The following is an 18519-nucleotide window of genomic DNA, read 5'->3' as shown; positions in this document are numbered from 1 at the left end:
CCCCCCGAACGGGTGACGTGCCCTGCACCCCGGCTTGGCAGTGGCGTCCCGCCTGCCGAATCACGGGGTGTGGACCCGCGCCGATGGTGGCTGCTCGCGGGCGTCGTGCCGGTCGCAATCGCCTGCACGCTCGCCGCGAGCTCCCCTGAGCTGCGCCCGCTCGGCGACCTCGCGGTCACCGTCAGCGGGCTGGTCGTCGCTGCCCTCGTCTGGGTGATCGGCGGTCGTCGTGGGCGCAGCCGGACGAGCTGGCGGCTGCTCGCCGTCGCCCCGCTGTTCCCCGTGCTGGGCGTCGTGCTGGCCGCCGTCCTCGCCCCCGCGGACCCCATGGACGATCTCGTCCTCCGCTGGGCGCCCACCGTGCCCGGCTACCTCGTGGCCAGCATCGGCATCCTGAGCCTGGTCGAGCGGCGCCGGCTGCTCGCCGCAGGGTGGCGGCTGGCCGTCGAGGCCGCGCTGTTCACCGCGGCCAGCCTCGTGATCGTGCAGTTCCTCGTCGCCGGCCCGATCGGCGCCTGGTCGGTCCTCGGCACCCGCGAGCTGGTCGTGCTCGCCGCCGCGGTCGTGGTCACGTCCGTGACGACGGCGGCCGCGCTGACCCTGCTCGGCGCCATCGAGGCCCGGCGCCAGCCGATGGCGCTGGCGCTGCTGGCCGGGGCCGCGCTCCTGACCGCCGGCCGCGGCCTCGGCACCGCGGCCGTCCTGGGCAGCGCCCCCGTGGCCGCCGACGTCAGCCGGTTCCTCGTCTGCTCGGGCCTGTGGCTGCTCGCCCTCGCCGTGCTCGTCGACCCCGGGCGGTGCGACGGCACCGGCCGGCAGCCGGTGCCGGGGCGGTCGACCGAACTCGGTCAGGTGCTGCCGCACCTGGCGATGCTCGCGGCCGTCGGCGTCACCGGCGCGTTCTCGATGAGCGGCACCCGGCCGACCGTCCCCGCCATCGCGGGCATCGTGTCGTGCGTCGCGCTCTCGGTCGTCCACCGGTGGATCACCATCCGCGAGGTGCGGGTGATGGCCGCCCGTCTCCGCCGTCGCGAGGCCTACTTCCGCTCGCTCGTGCGCTCCAGCAGCGACGCCGTCGTCATCCTCGGCGGCGACCTGCGGATCACCGCCGCCACCGCGGCGCTCGAGCGCGCCCTCGGCCCGGTGGCCACCGGCCTCGTCGGGCGCCCGCTGCTGGACGTCGTGCATGCCGAGGACCGCCCCGCGCTCGCCGCGGTGCTGGCCGACGCCCCCGCGCCGGAGGAGGGCCCGACCGCCCTGACCCTGCTGCGGCTGCAGGACGACAGCGGGGAGTGGCGCTACTTCGAGGCCGGCGTGACCGACCTGCGCTCGGACCCCGACGTGGGCGCGGTCGTCCTCCACTGCCGCGACATGACCGACCGGCACGCCCGGGAGCAGGCACTGCTGGGCGTCGCCTACACCGACCCGATGACCGGGCTGCCCAACCGTGCGGGGTTCCTCCAGGCCCTCCAGCAGGAGATCGGCGGCGCGGACGAGGGCCCCGCGACGCTGCTGCTGATCGAGCTCGACGGCATCGCGGAGGCCCGGGACCAGGTGGGCCGCGAGGCCGTCACCAACGTGGTGGCCGAGGTCGGTCGCCGCGTGCGTGCGACGGTCCGCGGCGAGGACGTCGTGGCGCGGCTGGGCGGTGGCGCCTTCGCCGTCCTCAGCCGCGGTGGCAGCGCCGACGCCGACCGGCTGGCGTCCCGCTGCCTCTCGGTGGTCGAGCAGCCCGTGATCACCGCCGACGGAGTGGTCGACCTGACCGCCGGCGTCGGCCTGGCCCCGGTGGACGGGGACTCGGTCGAGGAGGTCCTCCGCCGGGCCGAACTGGCTGTGCGCGCCGCCCACGAGGCGGGACCGGGCTCGGCCCGTCGCTACGAGGCATCTCTGGGTGATGCCGCGGCCCGCCGCGAGATGCTCCGCACCGGGCTCCAGGGAGCGCGCGCCCACGGCCAGCTGTTCCTGATGTTCCAGCCGATCGTCGCGCTCGGGGAGCAGCGCATCACGGGCCTGGAGGCCCAGTTGCGCTGGAAGCACCCCGAGCTGGGCGAGGTGCCCCCGGCCGAGTTCCTGCCGCTCGCCGAGCGCGCCGGCCTGATCGGGGAGCTCATGCGGTGGGCGCTGCGCGAGGCCGCCGCCGTCACCATGGGTCTGCCCGCCGGTGACGAGCCCCTGCGGATCGGGCTGAAGGTCCCCCCCGGCTACGCCGCCACGGGCACGCTGGTCCCGGACGTGGAGGAGGCCCTGCGACGCTCGGGGCTGCCCGCCGAGCGGCTGGTCCTCCAGATCAGCTCGCCCACCGTCGCCGCCGACGACGAGCGCACCGGTCTCGACGTCTCCACGCTGCGGCTCATGGGCGTGCACGTCGCCCTGGAGGGCTTCGGGAGCGGCTCCTCCGCGCTGGCTCACCTCACCAAGCTGTCCATCGACATCGTCAAGCTCGACCGCTCGCTGATCAGCCGCATCGACCGGGACCCGCAGAGCCGCGCGCTGTGCGAGTCGGTCATCGGAATCGGCCGCGCGCTCGGACTCGATGTCGTGGCCGAGGGCGTCGAGACCCCGGCGCAGCTCGCCGCGCTGGGCACCTTCGGCTGCAACTACGCGCAGGGCTTCCACATCGCCCGCCCGGTGTCGGCGGCCGCACTCGGCGCGATGCTGGCCAGCGGGGCCGAGCTGTGGCCGGGTCTGGTCGGCATCCGGTGACCGGGCGGCCGCCGTGGCCGCGTGCCGCGGTGCCGGCCGCCCTCGCGGGTCTGGCCCTCGTGGTCGCCGCGCAGGAACTGCTGCGTCCGGCGTGGACCGGGCACGCGGCGCCGGCGCTGCTCGGGCTGGCCACCCTGGTGGTCGGCGGGCTCGTACTCCGCCAGAGCGCTCGCTCGGCCCCGGCGCTCGCGTCGACCTGGCGGGGTTTCGCCGTCATCGCGGGTCTGCTCGGCGTCGGCCAACTCGCCCGCGCCGTCGCCGGGCAGGGCATGAACCCCGCGTCGGCGGGCGTCGCGGACCTGTTCCTCGCGGCCACCGGCCCGGTCGCGATCGTGGTGTGCGTCCGGCTGGTGCGCTCGACCGGTGGCCGGATCCGGCACCAGGTCGTGCTCGACGCGCTGGTCGCGCTCGGGGCCCTCGCCGTCCTGCTGGAGATGCTCGTCCCGCTCACGGCCGGCGCGGGGAACACCGACCTCGTGCTCACGGTCGGCTACCCGATCGTCAGCGCGCTGCTCTGCGCGGTGGGTCTGGTGACCTTCTCCGCGGTGTCCGCGCCCCGGCGCCCCGCCGCGGCGTGGCTGCTGGTGTGCTTCGGCTCGTTGGCGATCGCCATGGCCGCGGGTGCCGTCGCGGCCGGGGCGCCCTCACCCGGCCTCGACGTCGTGACGAGCACCGCCTACCTCGCCATGCTGGCGACCGCCGCGCTGGCGCTGGTGAGCGACCCCGGACCGCGGGCGCGCAGCGAGCGGCCCGCAGCCGCAGTGCCCCTGGTCGGAGTGGTGGTCAGTTACTGCCTGGTCTTCGGCGTGGTCGTGCTGCTCCTGGGCGGCTGGGCCGCCGGACGGCCGGTGGTCGCCGTGGAGGCGGCCACGGTCGCGCTCGTCATGGTGGTCACCTTCGCCCGCACCCTCGTCTGGGCCCGGGACGGCGCCCGCCTGACCCGCCAGGTGTTGCGCACCGAGGCCTACTTCCGGACCCTCGTGCACCGGTCGGCCGACTGCACCCTCCTGCTCGACGACGCCGGCCAGGTCACCTGGGTCTCCAGCGCCGACCAGGCCGCGGACCTCCTGTCACCGCGCGAGCTCGAGGGCCGGCGGCTGGCCGACGTCGTGCACCCCGAGGATCGCGACGAACTGCACCGGGCGCTCCGGTACGGAGCCGACGACCGGCCGGCGGTCTTCCGGCTGCGGAGCCGGGACGGCGCCTGGCGGAGGTTCGAGGCCGTCCGGACGGCGTCGCCCGCGGGACTGCCCGGCTCCGGCGACGGCGTCGTGCTGCACCTGCGCGACGTCGCCGGCCGGCGCAGCACCGAGCTCGAGCTCGAGCGCATGGCCTACACCGACTACCTCACCGGGCTGCCCAACCGGGCCCGGTTCATGGCCGCCCTGGACGCGGCCCGCACCCGCGCGGCCGACGGCGAGACCGCCTGCGTCCTGCTCATCGACCTCGACGGGTTCAAGACGGTCAACGACGTCGCCGGCCACGAGGCGGGGGACCACCTGCTGTGCGAGGTCGCCGACGTCCTCCGCGACGGCGCGCGCGAGGGCGACCTCGTGGCCCGCCTCGGCGGCGACGAGTTCGCCCTGCTCGTGCCGGGGGAGCCGGACGAGGCGACCGGCCTGGCCGAGCGGTTGGTCGCCCTGCTGGATCGGCCCTTCCGCGTCCCCGCGCCGGGCGGCGTGGGGCTCGGCCCGGTCTTCCCCGTCTCCGGCAGCATCGGGGTGGCCCGCCTCCAGCCCGGGGACGAGGCCGCGGCCGCGGTGCGGCAGGCCGACCTGGCGCTGCGCGCGGCCAAGGCGGCCGGGAAGGCCTGCGTCCGGTCCTCGGGCCAGGCCCTCGACAGCGCCATGGGACGCCGTGCCCGGCTGGCCCGCGACCTGCCGGCGGCGCTCGCCCAGGGCCAGCTGCGGCTGGTCTACCAGCCCGTCGTGGGCGTCTCCGACCGCCGGATCCTCGGGCTGGAGGCCCTGGTCCGGTGGGAGCACCCGGTGCTCGGCACCGTGGCGCCGGACGAGTTCATCTCCCTCGCGGAGGACGACGGCCTGATCGTCCCGCTGCAGCAGTGGGTGCTGCGGGCGGCGCTGACGGACCTGTCGGGCCTGCTCGCCGAGGGGCGGGAGCTGCAGCTGGGCGTCAACGTGTCGGTGCGGCACCTGCAGGCCGGCTGCCTGGCCCCCGACGTCGCCCGCGCCCTCGCGGTGACCGGGGTGCCGCCGGGCAACCTCGTCCTCGAGATCACCGAGTCGGTGATGCTCGACGCGCAGGACCGGCTCGAGAACGACCTGACCACCCTCCGCGAGATGGGGTGCGTCCTGGCGCTCGACGACTTCGGGCGCGGCTACTCGTCGCTGGCCTACCTCGCCCGGCTGCCGGTCGACATCCTGAAGATGGACCGCGAGTTCGTGGCCGAGATCGAGCGGGACCACCGCGGCGCGGCGCTGGTGGCCGGGGTCATCGAGATCGGCCGTTCGATGGGCATGGACGTCGTCGCCGAGGGCGTGGAGAGCGTCGGGCAGGCGGGCCTGCTGCAGGGGATGGCCTGTCGCTACCTGCAGGGTTACCTGTTCGGCCGGCCGATGACGGTCGAGGAGCTGCCGGCCGCCATCGACTCGTTCGACGCCGGTCTCCTCGACGGTCCGCGTCCCACCCTGATGGACACGCTGTCCACATCGTGAGACGGCTTGGTTGACGTCCTCACCGGACAGGGCGCACAGTGTGCGAGTGCCCCGTGCCTGCATGCCCCTCGTAGTCGCCTAGCGCGTCGGTCCTCCGACCGACGCGCTGACCCCTCCGTGCCTGCGGCACGAGGGGTTTTTTGTTGCCCTGCTCCAGACGTCACCCGCACGGCCCAGGAGAACACCGCGATGACCACCACCCCGACCGAGGCAGCCGCCCACGAGGCGGCCACGCGCGAGGCCGCCGCCTCGCTGGCCGGCGTCGAGACGACCGTCCGACCCGCCGGCGCCGAGGCGGTCGAACCGGCCACCGGCATCACCGGCGCGCAGAGCCTCGTCCGCTCGCTCGAGGCCGTCGGCGTCGAGGTGATCTTCGGCATCCCGGGCGGCGCGATCCTCCCGGCCTACGACCCGCTGTTCGACTCGAAGGTGCGCCACGTCCTGGTCCGCCACGAGCAGGGCGCCGGGCACGCCGCCACCGGGTACGCGCAGGCCACCGGCAAGGTCGGGGTCTGCATGGCCACCTCCGGTCCGGGCGCGACGAACCTGGTGACCCCGCTGGCCGACGCGCACATGGACTCGGTCCCGATCGTGGCGATCACCGGTCAGGTGCCCAGCCGCTCGATCGGCACCGACGCCTTCCAGGAGGCCGACATCCGGGGCATCACGATGCCCGTGACCAAGCACAACTTCCTGGTCACCAGGGCCGAGGAGATCCCGCAGCGGATCGCCGAGGCGTTCCACCTGGCTGCCACCGGCCGCCCCGGCCCGGTCCTGGTCGACATCCCGAAGGACGTGCTGCAGGCGCGCACCGACTTCGCGTGGCCGCCCCGGCTGGACCTGCCCGGCTACAAGCCGACCACCCGGCCGCACGGCAAGCAGGTGCGGGAGGCGGCGACGATGATCGCCGCGGCACGCCGTCCGGTCCTCTACGTCGGCGGCGGGGTGCTCAAGGCCGACGCCACCGAGGAGCTCGCCCAGCTCGCGGCGCTGACCGGCGCGCCCGTCGTCACCACGCTCATGGCCCGCGGCGCCTACCCCGACAGCCACCCGCAGAACCTGGGTATGCCCGGCATGCACGGCAACGTCACCGCGGTGACCGCGCTGCAGAAGGCCGACCTGCTCGTGGCGCTCGGTGCCCGGTTCGACGACCGGGTCACCGGCGACCTGGCCAGCTTCGCGCCGGAGGCCCTGGTCGTCCACGCCGACATCGACCCCGCGGAGATCGGCAAGAACCGCCGGGCCGACGTGCCAATCGTCGGTGACGCGAAGGAGACCATCAGCGCCCTGCTCGACGCGCTGCGCGGTGAGTACGAGGCCGGCCGCACGCCCGACCTCTCGGCCTGGTGGGCGCAGCTCGACGACTGGCGCGCCCGGTACCCGCTCGGGTACGACTGGCCCGAGGACGGCTCGTTGTCCCCGCAGTACGTCATCGAGCGGCTCGGCGCCATCGCCGGCCCCGACGCCATCTACGCGGCCGGCGTGGGCCAGCACCAGATGTGGGCGGCCCAGTTCGTGAAGTACGAGAAGCCCGGCACCTGGCTCAACAGCGGCGGGCTCGGGACGATGGGCTACGCCGTCCCGGCCGCGATGGGCGCCAAGTACGGCCGGCCGGACACCACCGTGTGGGCCATCGACGGCGACGGCTGCTTCCAGATGACCAACCAGGAGCTGGCCACCTGCGCCATCGAGGGGATCCCGATCAAGGTCGCCGTCATCAACAACGGCAACCTCGGCATGGTGCGCCAGTGGCAGACCTTGTTCTACGAGGGCCGCTACTCCAACACCAAGCTGCACGCGCAGAACGCTGACGGCACGCCCAAGCCGGTGCGGATCCCGGACTTCGTGACGCTGGCCGAGGCCCTGGGCTGCGTCGGGCTGCGCTGCGAGACCAAGGACGACGTCGACTCGGTGATCGAGAAGGCGATGGCGATCACCGACGCCCCCGTGGTCATCGACTTCGTCGTCGGCCACGACGCCCAGGTGTGGCCGATGGTGGCCGCCGGCGCGAGCAACGACGACATCCTGGCCGCGCGCGACGTGCGCCCGGTCTTCGGCGACGGACAGGTGTAGGGGCAGTCACATGAGCAGGCACACGCTCTCGGTCCTCGTCGAGAACAAGTCCGGTGTCCTGACCCGCGTCGCCGCGCTGTTCAGCCGCCGGGGCTTCAACATCGAGTCGCTGGCCGTCGGGCCGACGGAGAACCCCGACCTGTCCCGGATGACGGTCGTGGTCGACGCCGACACCGCGCCGCTGGAGCAGATCACCAAGCAGCTGAACAAGCTGATCGAGGTCATCAAGATCGTGGAGCTGGACGGGGGAGCCGCGGTCCAGCGGGAACTGCTGCTGGTGAAGGTGCGCTCGCCGATGGCCGAGCGCACCCAGGTGCTGCAGACCGCCGAGCTGTTCCGGGCCCGGGTCGTCGACGTCAACCCCGACACGGTGACCCTCGAGGCCACCGGCACCCCCGACAAGCTCCAGGCGCTGCTCGCCGTGCTCGCCCCCCTGGGCATCAAGGAGATGGCGCAGTCGGGCACCGTGGCCCTGGGGCGGGGACCGCGCTCGATGTCGGGCGCGGGTACCTTGCGCCCGGTCGAGCGGACCGCCTGAACTTTTCCGCTGGCACGACAACCGAAGGGAACAACCACCAGCATGGCCGCCGAGATCTTCTACGACGACGACGCCGACCTCTCGATCATCCAGGGGCGCACCGTCGCCGTCCTGGGCTACGGCAGCCAGGGCCACGCGCACGCCCTGTCGCTGCGCGACTCCGGGGTCGACGTCCGCGTCGGACTGCCCGAGGGCAGCAAGAGCCGGGCGAAGGCCGAGGCCGAGGGCCTGCGGGTCGTCACGCCCGCCGAGGCGGCCGCCGAGGCCGACCTGATCATGATCCTGGCCCCGGACCACGTGCAGCGGACGCTGTACGCCGAGTCCGTCGAGCCCAACCTGCAGGACGGCGACGCGCTGTTCTTCGGCCACGGCTTCAACATCCGCTTCGGCTACATCAAGCCCCCGGCCGGCGTCGACGTCGCCATGGTCGCCCCGAAGGGCCCCGGGCACCTGGTGCGCCGCGAGTTCGAGAACGGCAAGGGCGTGCCCTGCCTGGTCGCCGTCGAGCAGGACGCCAGCGGCAACGCGCTGGCCCTCGCGCTGTCCTACGCGAAGGCCATCGGCGGCACCCGTGCCGGCGTCATCAAGACGACCTTCGCCGAGGAGACCGAGACCGACCTGTTCGGCGAGCAGGCCGTGCTGTGCGGTGGCGCCAGCGCGCTGATCACCGCCGGGTTCGAGACCCTCACCGAGGCCGGCTACCAGCCCGAGGTCGCCTACTTCGAGTGCCTGCACGAGCTCAAGCTGATCGTCGACCTCATGTACGAGGGCGGCATCGCCAAGCAGCGCTGGTCGGTGTCCGACACCGCCGAGTACGGCGACTACACCTCGGGTCCGAAGATCATCGACGCGCGGGTGAAGGAGTCGATGAAGGACGTCCTGACCGCCATCAAGGACGGCTCCTGGGCCGCGGCCTTCATCGCCGACCAGGATTCCGGGGCGCCGGACTTCAAGCGCCGCCGGGCCGAGGCCGAGGCGCACCCGATCGAGGAGACCGGGCGCAAGCTGCGCGGCCTGATGAGCTGGGTGTCGGCCGCGGACGACTACACCGGCACCGCCGCCCGCAACTGAGACGACGACAGAAGGGCCCCGCAGCCATCGGCTGCGGGGCCCTTCTGGTTCGTGCGGTGGATCAATAGGCCATGCCGCGCGAGGCGAAGTACTGCTTCGACTGCGGCTGCATCAGCAGGGCGACGATGACACCCGGGACGATGATCCCGAGGACGCCGCTGAAGGCGTTCCCGCCGCTCTGGATGATGCCGATGATCAGCGACAGCACGCTGACGCCGATGGCGATGTAGCTGACCATCAGCAGCAGCTTGGGGTTCTTGCCCTGGAGGACGAAGATCCCGCCGACCAGCAGCGCCACCGACATGGCGATGCTGATCAGGATGATCAGGCCGTAGAGGGCGCCGAGGATGAAGGCGACCGACAGGGCCAGGAGCCCGAACAGGGCGCCGAGGCCACCCCAGACGATGGCGACGACGGCCGCGCCGGTGACCATGCCGGGCCGCTGGCCCGGAGCGCCGCCGTAGCCGGCGGGCGAGCCGGGAGCGCCGTAGCCCTGGACGGGCTGCTGGGGCGCACCCCACGCGGGCTGGCCCTGCGGAGCACCCCCCTGGGGGTAGTTCGGGTCAGAACCGGGGGTGGGGCTGGACATGGGGCGGCTTCCTCCTCGTCGTGCACTCCGCCGGTGTGGCGGAACGGTGGCGGAGTGTAGGGCGCGTCACAGGTCCGTGGGGGGACCTGTGACGCGCCGTCACTCCCTCGGGTCAGCGGCCCCGGCGGGCCCGGTGGGCGCCGAAGAACGCCGCGGCGGGCTTCATCGACAGCAGGACGACGATCGCGATCGACATCGCGAAGAAGATCAGCGACAGGATCACGCCGCCGGCCGTCGAGTTCTCGTCGCCGAGGCTGCCGAAGAACGAGATGCCGGTCGTGAAGATGGCGATCGATCCGCCGACGATCAGCAGGACGCGGCTGCGGCCCGAGAGGGCGCGGACCGAGCCCATGATCATCACGATCGTCCAGGCCAGCGCGAGCAGGCCCAGGACGATGAGGATGCCGGCGAACGCCCCGGCGAAGCCGCCGAAGCCCGGGATCGCGTCCTCGAGGTCGCTCGCGGCACCGCCGGAGATGGCCCCGAGGATGATGAAGGCCAGCGTCGTCAGCACCCCGAGGGCGCCGAAGATGAAGCCGAAGACCGCGGCGATCGTGACGCCGGCGGGACGGGCCGGCACCGCGGTGGCGCCGTACTGGCCGTACTGCTGCTGGTCGTACGCCGGCTGCTGGCCGTACGCGGGCTGCTGCCCGTAGGGGGCGGGCTGCTGGCCGTACTGCGGCTGCTGCCCGTATGGAGCCGGCTGCTGCGGCGGCTGCTGGCCCCAGGCCTGCTGCTGCCCGTAGGGGTTCTCCTGGCGGGTCGGGTCGTTCGGGTCGGTACTCATGATCTCCTCCGTCGGCGCCGGCTGTGCCGACTCTCGAGCGGACAGGATGTCGGTGCCGGTGCTCAGGGGCAAGGAGGCTCCCCCTGCCGTGGGGCGCGCCGCTCCCTAGGCTCCGGCGCGTGACCGTGCCCGCGACCGTGACCGCGCCCGTCGTCCTGATCGCCGAGGAGCTGGCGCCCAGCGTCCTGGCGGTGCTCGGGGGAGAGGTGGAGATCCGGCATGTCGACGGCGCCGACCGCGCCGCCCTCCTCCCGGCCCTGGCCGACGCCGCGGCCGTGCTGATCCGCAGCGCGACGCGGATCGACGCCGAGGCGCTGGCCGCGGCACCGAACCTGAAGGTCGTCGCCCGCGCGGGGATCGGCCTGGACAACGTCGACGTCACCGCGGCCACCGAACGCGGGGTGATGGTGGTCAACGCCCCCACCTCGAACATCGTCAGCGCCGCCGAGCACGCCGTCGCCCTGTTGCTCGCCGCCGCCCGCCACGTCCCGGCGGCCGACGCGTCGCTGCGCGCCGGCCGGTGGGAGCGGTCGCGGTTCACCGGCGTCGAGGTGGCCGGCAAGACCGTCGGCGTGGTCGGCCTCGGCCGGATCGGCGTGCTGGTGGCCCAGCGGCTCGCGGCGTTCGACGTCCGGCTGATCGCCCACGACCCCTACATCCAGCCCGCCCGCGCCGCGCAGCTCGGCGTCCGGCTGGTGCCGTTGGAGGAGCTGCTCCGGGAGTCGGACTTCATCACGATCCACCTGCCCCGGACGCCGGAGACGCTCGGCCTGATCGGCGCGGAGGAACTGGCGACGACGAAGCGCGGCGTGATCCTGGTCAACGCCGCCCGCGGCGGGCTGGTCGACGAGCAGGCGCTGGCCGAGGCGCTGCGGTCGGGCCAGGTCGGCGCCGCGGGCATCGACGTCTACGCCACCGAACCCTGCACCGACAGCCCGCTGTTCGGCCTGCCCACGGCCGTCGTCACCCCGCACCTGGGGGCCTCCACCGGCGAGGCCCAGGACAAGGCCGGCACCGCGGTGGCCCACTCCGTGCGGCTGGCGCTGCAGGGCGAGTTCGTCCCCGACGCGGTCAACGTGCAGGCCGGCGGGGTCGTCGCCGAGGACGTGCGCCCCGGCCTGCCGCTGGCCGAGAAGCTGGGCCGGGTGTTCACGGCGGTCGCGGGCGGTCTGGCGCAGTCGGTCACCGTCGAGGTGCGCGGCTCGATCGCCGAGTTCGACGTCTCGGTCGTGCAGCTGGCCGTGCTCAAGGGCGTGTTCTCCGACGTCGTCGAGGAGCAGGTCACCTACGTCAATGCCCCCTTGTTCGCCGAGCAGCGCGGACTGGAGGTCGAGCTGGCCACCGACCTCGACAGCCCCGACTACCGCAACCTGATCGCCGTGCACGGCGCCATGGCCGACGGCACCCGGGTGACCGTGTCGGGCACGCTGTTCGGCAAGAACCAGGTGCCCAAGCTGACCGAGGTCGACGGCTTCGACATGGACCTCGACCTGTCGGGCTACCTCTTGTTCTTCGTCTACACCGACCGGCCGGGCGTCGTCGGCACGGTGGGGGCCGCGCTCGGCGAGGCCGGGATCAACATCGCCGGCGCGCAGGTCAGCCGCACCACCCGTGGCGGCGAGGCGCTCATGGCGGTGGTCGTGGACAGCCGGGTCAGCCCCGACCTGCTGGCCGACATCGCGACCCGGATCGGCGCGCGCGAGGCCCGGTCGGCGGATCTCACCCCGCTCTGACCTAGGGTTCGTGCCCATGCGGCTGGCTGTGATCCCTGGCGACGGCATCGGACCCGAGGTGGTGGCCGAGGGCCTGAAGGTCCTCCGGGAGATCGCTCCCGACATCGAGAGCACGCCCTACGACCTCGGCGCGATGCGGTGGCAGCGCACCGGCGAGCTGCTGCCCGACACCGTCGTCGAGGAGCTGCGCCAGCACGACGCGATCCTGCTCGGGGCGATCGGTGACCCGAGCGTGCCGCCGGGCATCCTCGAGCGTGGCCTTCTGCTGCGCCTCCGGTTCGAGCTCGACCACCACGTCAACCTGCGGCCGGCCAAGCTCTACGACGGCGTGACCAGCCCGCTGGCCGACCCCGGCCCGATCGACATGCTGTGCGTCCGCGAGGGCACCGAGGGGCCCTACGTCGGCAACGGGGGCGTGCTGCGCAAGGACACCCCGCACGAGGTGGCCACCGAGGTCAGCCTCAACACCGCCTTCGGCGTCGAGCGCGTGGTGCGGTACGCGTTCGAGCGGGCCGTGGCCCGCCCGCGCAAGCACCTGACCCTGATCCACAAGACCAACGTGCTCACCCACGCCGGCGGTCTGTGGTCCCGCACGGTCGAGGAGGTCGCCGCGGAGTTCCCCGAGGTGACCGTCGCCTACCAGCACGTCGACGCCGCCTCGATGTTCTTCATCACCGACCCGGGCCGCTACGACGTCATCGTCACCGACAACCTCTTCGGCGACATCGTCACCGACATCGCCGCGGCGGTGACCGGGGGCATCGGGCTGGCGGCCAGCGGCAACCTCGACGCGTCGGGCACCAACCCGAGCATGTTCGAGCCGGTGCACGGGTCGGCGCCCGACATCGCCGGGCAGGGCATCGCCGACCCCACCGCGACGGTGCTCTCGGTCGGTCTCCTGCTCGAGCACCTGGGCCGCACCGACCAGGCGAAGAAGGTCAACGCGGCGGTGGCGTTCGACCTCTCGACGCGATCACCGCAGGGCCCGGTGCGCACGGCCGAGGTCGGCGACCGGCTGGCCGCCCTCGCCGGCGGCTGAGCTCACGGAGGCTCCTCGAGCAGCAGGTCGCCCACGGGGGTGGGCAGGCTCGCCCGGCCGGTGAGCTCCTCGGGTGCCGGCCACTCCGGCCGCACGGTGCAGCCCTCCGGGGAGGCCTCCACGACGACGACCGGGCGCCACGACCACTCGGGCTCCGGCTCGCCCGCGGGCAGGAGCCCGCCGGGGAGCAGGTCCGGCAGCCGGCACCACCAGCGCCGGTCCAGGGCGCGCAGTCCGTGCTGCCGGAGCAGGGCCGCGGCGTCCTCCCGCGAGCGGGCGGGACCAAGCGCGGCGCCGACGAGCAGGTGGGGGACCGCGCGGTCGGGAGACTCGGCGGCCAGGTAGCCGACGTGCTCGCCGTCGTCGGGGCGGTGCACGGGCGTCCAGTGGGTCGGGATCACCGACGTAGGGAACCAGGGCACGGCCACGCGTGCCCCACGGATTTTCGGCTCCGTGCTTTACTGGCGGCGATGTACCTCACCGGCACGATCATTCTCAGCTAGCGCGCAGTCACCTCCCGACCGCGCGCAGACCTCCCGTACCCGGGGGGTCTTTTTCGTTGTCGGGGCGGTGCTCCTCCCGGGAGAGACCATGACCACTGACTTCCACGTCTTCGACACCACCCTGCGCGACGGCGCCCAGCGCGAGGGGGTCAGCTACTCCGTCGCGGACAAGCTGGCCGTCGCCCGGCTCATGGACGAGATCGGTGTCGGCTTCATCGAGGGTGGCTGGCCGGGCGCGTTGCCCAAGGACACCGAGTTCTTCGCCCGCGCCCGCACCGAGCTCGACCTCAAGCACGCCCAGCTCGTCGCCTTCGGCGCGACCCGCAAGGCCGGCGTCGCCGTCGAGGACGATCCGCAGGTGCGCGCGCTGCTCGACGCGGAGACGCCGGTGGTCTGCCTGGTCGCGAAGTCCGACGTCCGGCACGTGCGCGAGGCGCTGCGGACGACGCTGGAGGAGAACCTCGCGATGGTGGCGGACACCGTCGCGTTCTTCGTCCGGCACGGCCGCCGGGTGTTCCTCGACTGCGAGCACTTCTTCGACGGGTACGCCGCCGACCGCGACTACGGCGTCGAGGTGCTGCGGACGGCGTTCGCCTCCGGCGCCGAGGTCGGGGTCATGTGCGACACCAACGGCGGGATGCTCCCGATGGGCGTCGGCCGGGTCGTCACCGAGGTCCGCGCCCGTGTCGACGGCAAGCTCGGCATCCACTGCCAGGACGACACCGGGTGCGCGGTGGCCAACAGCCTCGCCGCCGTCGAGGCCGGGGTCACCCACGTCCAGGGGACGGCGAACGGCTACGGGGAGCGCGCGGGCAACGCCGACACCTTCGTGCTGGTCGCCAACCTGGTGACGAAGATGGGTCTGCCGGTCGTGCCGCCCGAGTGCCTCCCGGAGCTCCAGCGGGTCAGCCACGCGATCGCCGAGCTGGCCAACATCGCGCCCGACGAGCACCAGCCCTTCGTCGGCGCCTCGGCGTTCGCGCACAAGGCCGGCCTGCACGCCAGCGCCATCAAGGTGAGCCCCGAGCTCTACAACCACCTCGACCCGGCCGTCGTCGGCAACGACATGCGCATCCTGGTCACCGAGATGGCCGGCCGCGCCTCGGTGGAGCTCAAGGGCCGGGAGCTCGGGGTCGACCTCGCCGGACAGGGCGACGCGATCGGCCGCGTCGTCGACCAGGTCAAGGTGCTGGAGGCCGACGGGTGGTCCTTCGAGGCCGCCGACGCCTCGTTCGAGCTGCTGCTGCGGGCCCAGCTGCCGAACGCCCCGTCCCCGCTGTTCGAGCTGGAGAGCTACAAGACCTCGGTCGAGCACTGGGGCAACGGCGTCGTGGTCAGCGAGGCGACGGTGAAGGTGCACCTCGACGGGGAGCGGATCATCACCACCGCCGAGGGCAACGGCCCGGTGAACGCGCTGGACAACGCACTGCGCCAGGCGCTGGTCCACCGCCACCCGGAGCTGGCCCGCGTGTCGCTGGCCGACTACAAGGTGCGCATCCTCGGCTGGAAGGGCGGTACCAGCGCCACCACGCGGGTGCTGATCACCACCACGGACGGCGAGCGCGAGTGGACCACCGTCGGGGTGCACGACAACATCGTCGAGGCCTCCTGGCACGCCCTCGTCGACGCGCTGACCTACGCGGCGCTGTAGCGCCGGCCCGACCGGTCCGCGGCATGTCACATCCCCATCACGGTCGTTGACGTGCCCCACGCCTCCTGAGCTAACGTTCATACCGAGAACAAGTGTTCGCGATGCGAACAATCGCATCGCGGGTGCAACGGGCTGTTCTCCGTTGGCAAAGGAGCCACTTTCATGCGTCGTCTGCTCGCACCGATCGCCGTGGTGGCGATGATCACCGCACTGGCCGCCTGTGGCGGCGACAGCTCCGACGACGGGGGTGGAGATGGCGGCGGCAGCGCGGACGAGGTCCGCGACATCCGCGTCGGCGTCATCCCGATCGTCGACGTCGCCCCCATCTACCTCGGCGTGGAGCAGGGCTTCTTCGAGGACCGCGGCCTCAACGTCGAGCTCGTCCCCGGCTCCGGCGGTGCCGCGGCCGTGCCCGGTGTCGTCTCCGGCGACTACGACCTCGCGTTCGGCAACGTGACCTCGATCCTGCTGGCCAGCTCCGAGGGCCTGCCGCTGCGCGTCGTGGCCAACGGCGTCGCCTCCACCGGCGACCCGGAGACCGACTTCTCCGGCGTCATGGTCCAGGCCGACAGCCCGATCCAGAGCGCGGCCGACCTGCAGGGCCAGACCATCTCGGTCAACAACCTCAAGAACATCGGCGAGGTGACCATCCGCAAGGCCATCGAGGACGCGGGCGGCGACCCGACCGACGTCGAGTTCGTCGAGCTGCCCTTCCCGGACATGCCCGCCGCGCTCGAGGCCGGCGACGTCGACGCCGCGTGGGTCGTCGAGCCGTTCGTCACGGTGATCAAGGGCCAGGGCGGTCGCTCGGTCCTGGCGAACTTCGCCGAGCCGATCCCCGACCTGACGGTGGCCACGTACTTCACCACGGAGCAGGTTCTCCAGGAGGACCCCGAGCTCGTCGACAACTTCCAGGCCGCGATGCAGGAGTCGCTGGCCTACGCGAACGACAACCCGGACGAGGTCCGGCGGATCATCCTCACCTACACCCAGGTGCCCGAGGCGGCGGCGGCCGAGATCGCGCTGCCGTCGTTCCCCGAGGAGATCAACTGGGACTCGGTGACGACCGTCGCCGAGCTGATGCAGGAGTTCGGCATCACCGAGGAGCAGGCCGACGTCGACGCGCTCGACGCGACCGACTGATCCGTGGCCGACGCACCGACCCCCACCGTGCGGGACGTCACCTTCGACGTCTTCCGGCGGCTGGGCCTGACGACGATCTTCGCCAACCCGGGATCGACGGAAGTGCCCTTCCTGACCGGGCTCCCGGACGACATCGCGTTCGTCCTGGCGCTGCACGAGGGGTCGGTGGTCGGCGTGGCCACCGGCTGGGCGATCGCCCACGACCGCCCCGCCCTGGTCAACCTGCACACGACGGCCGGCCTCGGCAACGCGGTCGGCGCGCTGGCCACCGCCCGGGTCAACCGGGCACCGCTGGTCGTGCTCGTCGGACAGCAGGACCGCCGGCACCTGGCCCTCGAGCCGTTCCTCACCGGACGGCTCGAGGGCCTGGCCGGCGACTACCCGGTCTGGGTGAACCAGCCGGCCACCGCCCAGGACGTCCCCGGCGCCATCGCCCGGGCCTACCACGAGGCGGTCACCGGGCGCGGCCCGGCGATCGTGATCGTGCCGATGGACGACTGGGCGCAGCCGGTCACCGGCACCGGCCCCGCGGCCGCGCCGGCGCAGGTGCGCCGGCCCGTGGGGGTGGACGACGCCACGGTGGAGGAGGTCGCCGCGCTGCTCGACGGCGCGCGGTCGCCGCTGCTCGTCGTCGGTGCCGGCGCGGACACCGCCGGCACCCGCGCGGCGCTGGTGACGATCTCGGAGCGGCTCGACGCCCCGGTCCGGCAGGAGGCGTTCGGCGCCCGCGCCGGCTTCCCCCAGGACCACCCGAACTACCAGGGCCTGCTGCCGGCCGCCCGCGGGCGGCTGCGCGGCGCGCTCGCCGGCCACGACGTCGTCCTCGTCGTCGGCGCGCCGGTCTTCCGGCAGTACCCCTACGAGCCGGGCCCCTTCGTCGAGGAGGGGGTGACCGTCGTCGAGGTCAGCCAGGACCCCGCCGAGGTGCACCGCAGCCCGGCCGATCTCGCCGTGCTCACCGACCCGGAGGTCTTCTGCGCCGCGCTCGCCGAGCGCGTGACGGCGCGGGAGCCCTCGGGCCGCCCGCCGCGGGCGGTGCCCACCGTGCCGCCGCCGGCCCCCGGCGAGCCGCTGCGCGCGCCGCACGTCTACGCCCTGCTGGCGCAGCGCACCGATCGGGACACCGTCGTCGTCGAGGAGACGCCCTCGACCCGCCAGGCGCTCGAGGAGATGCTCCCGTCCCGCGAGCCGCTGGGGTACCTCGGCGTCGCCATGGGCGGGCTCGGGTTCGGCATGCCGGCGGCGATCGGTGTCCGCATGGCCCGCCCCGACCGGCCGGTCATCGCCATCCTCGGCGACGGCTCCTCGATGTACGCCGTCCAGTCGCTGTGGACCGCGGCCAACTACGGCGTGGGCGCGCTGTTCGTCGTCTTCGCCAACGGCGGCTACGCGATCATGGACAAGCTCGCCGAGCGGGCCGGGGGCAAGGCCCCCTGGCCGGGCTTCCCCGAGGTGCGGCTCTCGGCACTGGCCACCGCGCTCGGGTGTGCCGCCCGCCGGATCAGCAGCTACGAGGACCTGGTCGCGACCCTCGACGACGTCCTGCCCCGCCTCCGCGACATGGACGCGCCCCTGCTGCTCGACATCGACGTGGCCCCGGAGCCCGAGTTCAACCCCTGAGTCAGGGCTCGAGCCGGCGCGCCAACAGGCAGAACTCGTTGCCCTCGGGGTCGGCGAGGACGTGCCAGTTCTCCTCGCCGGTCTGGCCCACGTCGGCCGGGACCGCGCCGAGGTCGAGGAGCCGCTGCAGCTCGGCGGCCTGGTCGCGGTCGGTCGGGCTGACGTCGATGTGCAGGCGCAGCCTGCCCGGGGTCGGGTCGTCGACCGGACCGAAGACCAGCGTCGGGGCGGGGCCGCCGAACCCGGCGGCGGGACCGATCTCGATGGCGCCGTCCTCACGCGCGAGCTCCCGGTAGCCGAGGACGTCGGACCAGAACCGGGCCAGGGTCTCGGGGTCGCGGCAGTTGATGACGAGTTCGCTGATGCGGCAGGCCATGGGCGCACGATAGGC

14 protein-coding genes are annotated in these 18519 nt (G+C 73.4%); 10 read left to right on the top strand and 4 right to left on the bottom strand.

Going from position 1 to position 18519, the window contains the following annotated elements; translation table 11 throughout:
* Nucleotides 1–69 precede the first annotated feature (69 nt).
* The 5 genes from ABD644_RS15580 (at nt 70) to ilvC (ending at nt 9063) form a co-directional block, all read left to right on the top strand.
* Complete coding sequence (locus ABD644_RS15580; protein WP_344689869.1) at nt 70–2706, top strand: putative bifunctional diguanylate cyclase/phosphodiesterase; 2637 nt, start codon at nt 70–72, stop codon at nt 2704–2706.
* Nucleotides 2703–5381 carry a putative bifunctional diguanylate cyclase/phosphodiesterase gene (locus tag ABD644_RS15575; RefSeq protein ID WP_344689868.1) on the top strand — a complete coding sequence of 893 codons (2679 nt, stop codon included), beginning with the start codon at nt 2703–2705 and terminating at the stop codon, nt 5379–5381. The genes ABD644_RS15580 and ABD644_RS15575 overlap by 4 nt, the downstream gene beginning before the upstream one ends.
* Before the next feature lie 189 nt (nt 5382–5570).
* The gene (locus ABD644_RS15570) at nt 5571–7454 is read left to right on the top strand and encodes an acetolactate synthase large subunit (RefSeq protein WP_344689866.1); all 1884 of its coding nucleotides are present in this window, start codon (nt 5571–5573) and stop codon (nt 7452–7454) included.
* A gap of 10 nt (nt 7455–7464) precedes the next feature.
* Nucleotides 7465–7992: an acetolactate synthase small subunit gene (gene ilvN / locus ABD644_RS15565; RefSeq protein ID WP_344689865.1), complete on the top strand. Its 528-nt coding sequence runs from the start codon at nt 7465–7467 to the stop codon at nt 7990–7992.
* 9 nt (nt 7993–8001) lie between these two features.
* Nucleotides 8002–9063 carry a ketol-acid reductoisomerase gene (ilvC, locus tag ABD644_RS15560; RefSeq protein ID WP_344690006.1) on the top strand — a complete coding sequence of 354 codons (1062 nt, stop codon included), beginning with the start codon at nt 8002–8004 and terminating at the stop codon, nt 9061–9063.
* 61 nt (nt 9064–9124) lie between these two features.
* Here ilvC and ABD644_RS15555 read toward each other — a convergent pair whose 3' ends face one another.
* Complete coding sequence (locus tag ABD644_RS15555) at nt 9125–9652, bottom strand: hypothetical protein (RefSeq protein WP_344689864.1); 528 nt, start codon at nt 9650–9652, stop codon at nt 9125–9127.
* 112 nt (nt 9653–9764) lie between these two features.
* A complete protein-coding gene (locus ABD644_RS15550; RefSeq protein WP_344689863.1) occupies nt 9765–10439 on the bottom strand; it encodes a hypothetical protein in 675 nt (224 codons plus the stop codon).
* A 119-nt stretch (nt 10440–10558) separates the two neighbouring features.
* Between ABD644_RS15550 and serA the strand changes: the two genes are divergently transcribed.
* Both serA and ABD644_RS15540 read left to right on the top strand, forming a co-directional pair.
* Nucleotides 10559–12172 carry a phosphoglycerate dehydrogenase gene (gene serA, locus ABD644_RS15545; protein WP_344689862.1) on the top strand — a complete coding sequence of 538 codons (1614 nt, stop codon included), beginning with the start codon at nt 10559–10561 and terminating at the stop codon, nt 12170–12172.
* A 16-nt stretch (nt 12173–12188) separates the two neighbouring features.
* Nucleotides 12189–13211, top strand: a complete 1023-nt coding sequence (locus tag ABD644_RS15540; protein ID WP_344689861.1) for a 3-isopropylmalate dehydrogenase — start codon at nt 12189–12191, stop codon at nt 13209–13211.
* A 2-nt stretch (nt 13212–13213) separates the two neighbouring features.
* Here the strand turns inward: ABD644_RS15540 and ABD644_RS15535 are convergent, their stop codons facing one another.
* On the bottom strand, nt 13214–13612 hold the full coding sequence (locus tag ABD644_RS15535; protein WP_344689860.1) for a hypothetical protein: 399 nt from the start codon (nt 13610–13612) through the stop codon (nt 13214–13216).
* A 190-nt stretch (nt 13613–13802) separates the two neighbouring features.
* Here ABD644_RS15535 and cimA point away from each other — a divergent pair, with 190 nt between their 5' ends.
* From cimA to ABD644_RS15520, 3 genes are all read left to right on the top strand, one after another.
* Nucleotides 13803–15365: a citramalate synthase gene (cimA, locus tag ABD644_RS15530; protein WP_344689859.1), complete on the top strand. Its 1563-nt coding sequence runs from the start codon at nt 13803–13805 to the stop codon at nt 15363–15365.
* 162 nt (nt 15366–15527) lie between these two features.
* Nucleotides 15528–16508 (top strand): ABC transporter substrate-binding protein, encoded by a 981-nt coding sequence (locus ABD644_RS15525; RefSeq protein ID WP_344689857.1) that lies wholly within the window; start codon nt 15528–15530, stop codon nt 16506–16508.
* Nucleotides 16509–16511: 3 nt separating this feature from the next.
* Nucleotides 16512–18128, top strand: coding sequence for a thiamine pyrophosphate-dependent enzyme (locus ABD644_RS15520; protein WP_344689856.1), 1617 nt, complete (start codon nt 16512–16514; stop codon nt 18126–18128).
* Between the two features lies 1 nt (nt 18129).
* Here ABD644_RS15520 and ABD644_RS15515 read toward each other — a convergent pair whose 3' ends face one another.
* Nucleotides 18130–18504, bottom strand: a complete 375-nt coding sequence (locus ABD644_RS15515) for a VOC family protein (protein ID WP_344689854.1) — start codon at nt 18502–18504, stop codon at nt 18130–18132.
* Nucleotides 18505–18519: the final 15 nt, after the last annotated feature.

Origin of the sequence: Blastococcus jejuensis (assembly GCF_039534705.1) — a bacterium.
GTDB lineage: Bacteria > Actinomycetota > Actinomycetes > Mycobacteriales > Geodermatophilaceae > Blastococcus_B > Blastococcus_B jejuensis.
Note: the sequence above shows the minus strand (reverse complement) of the source record. Positions and strands in the feature narration are given on the sequence as shown.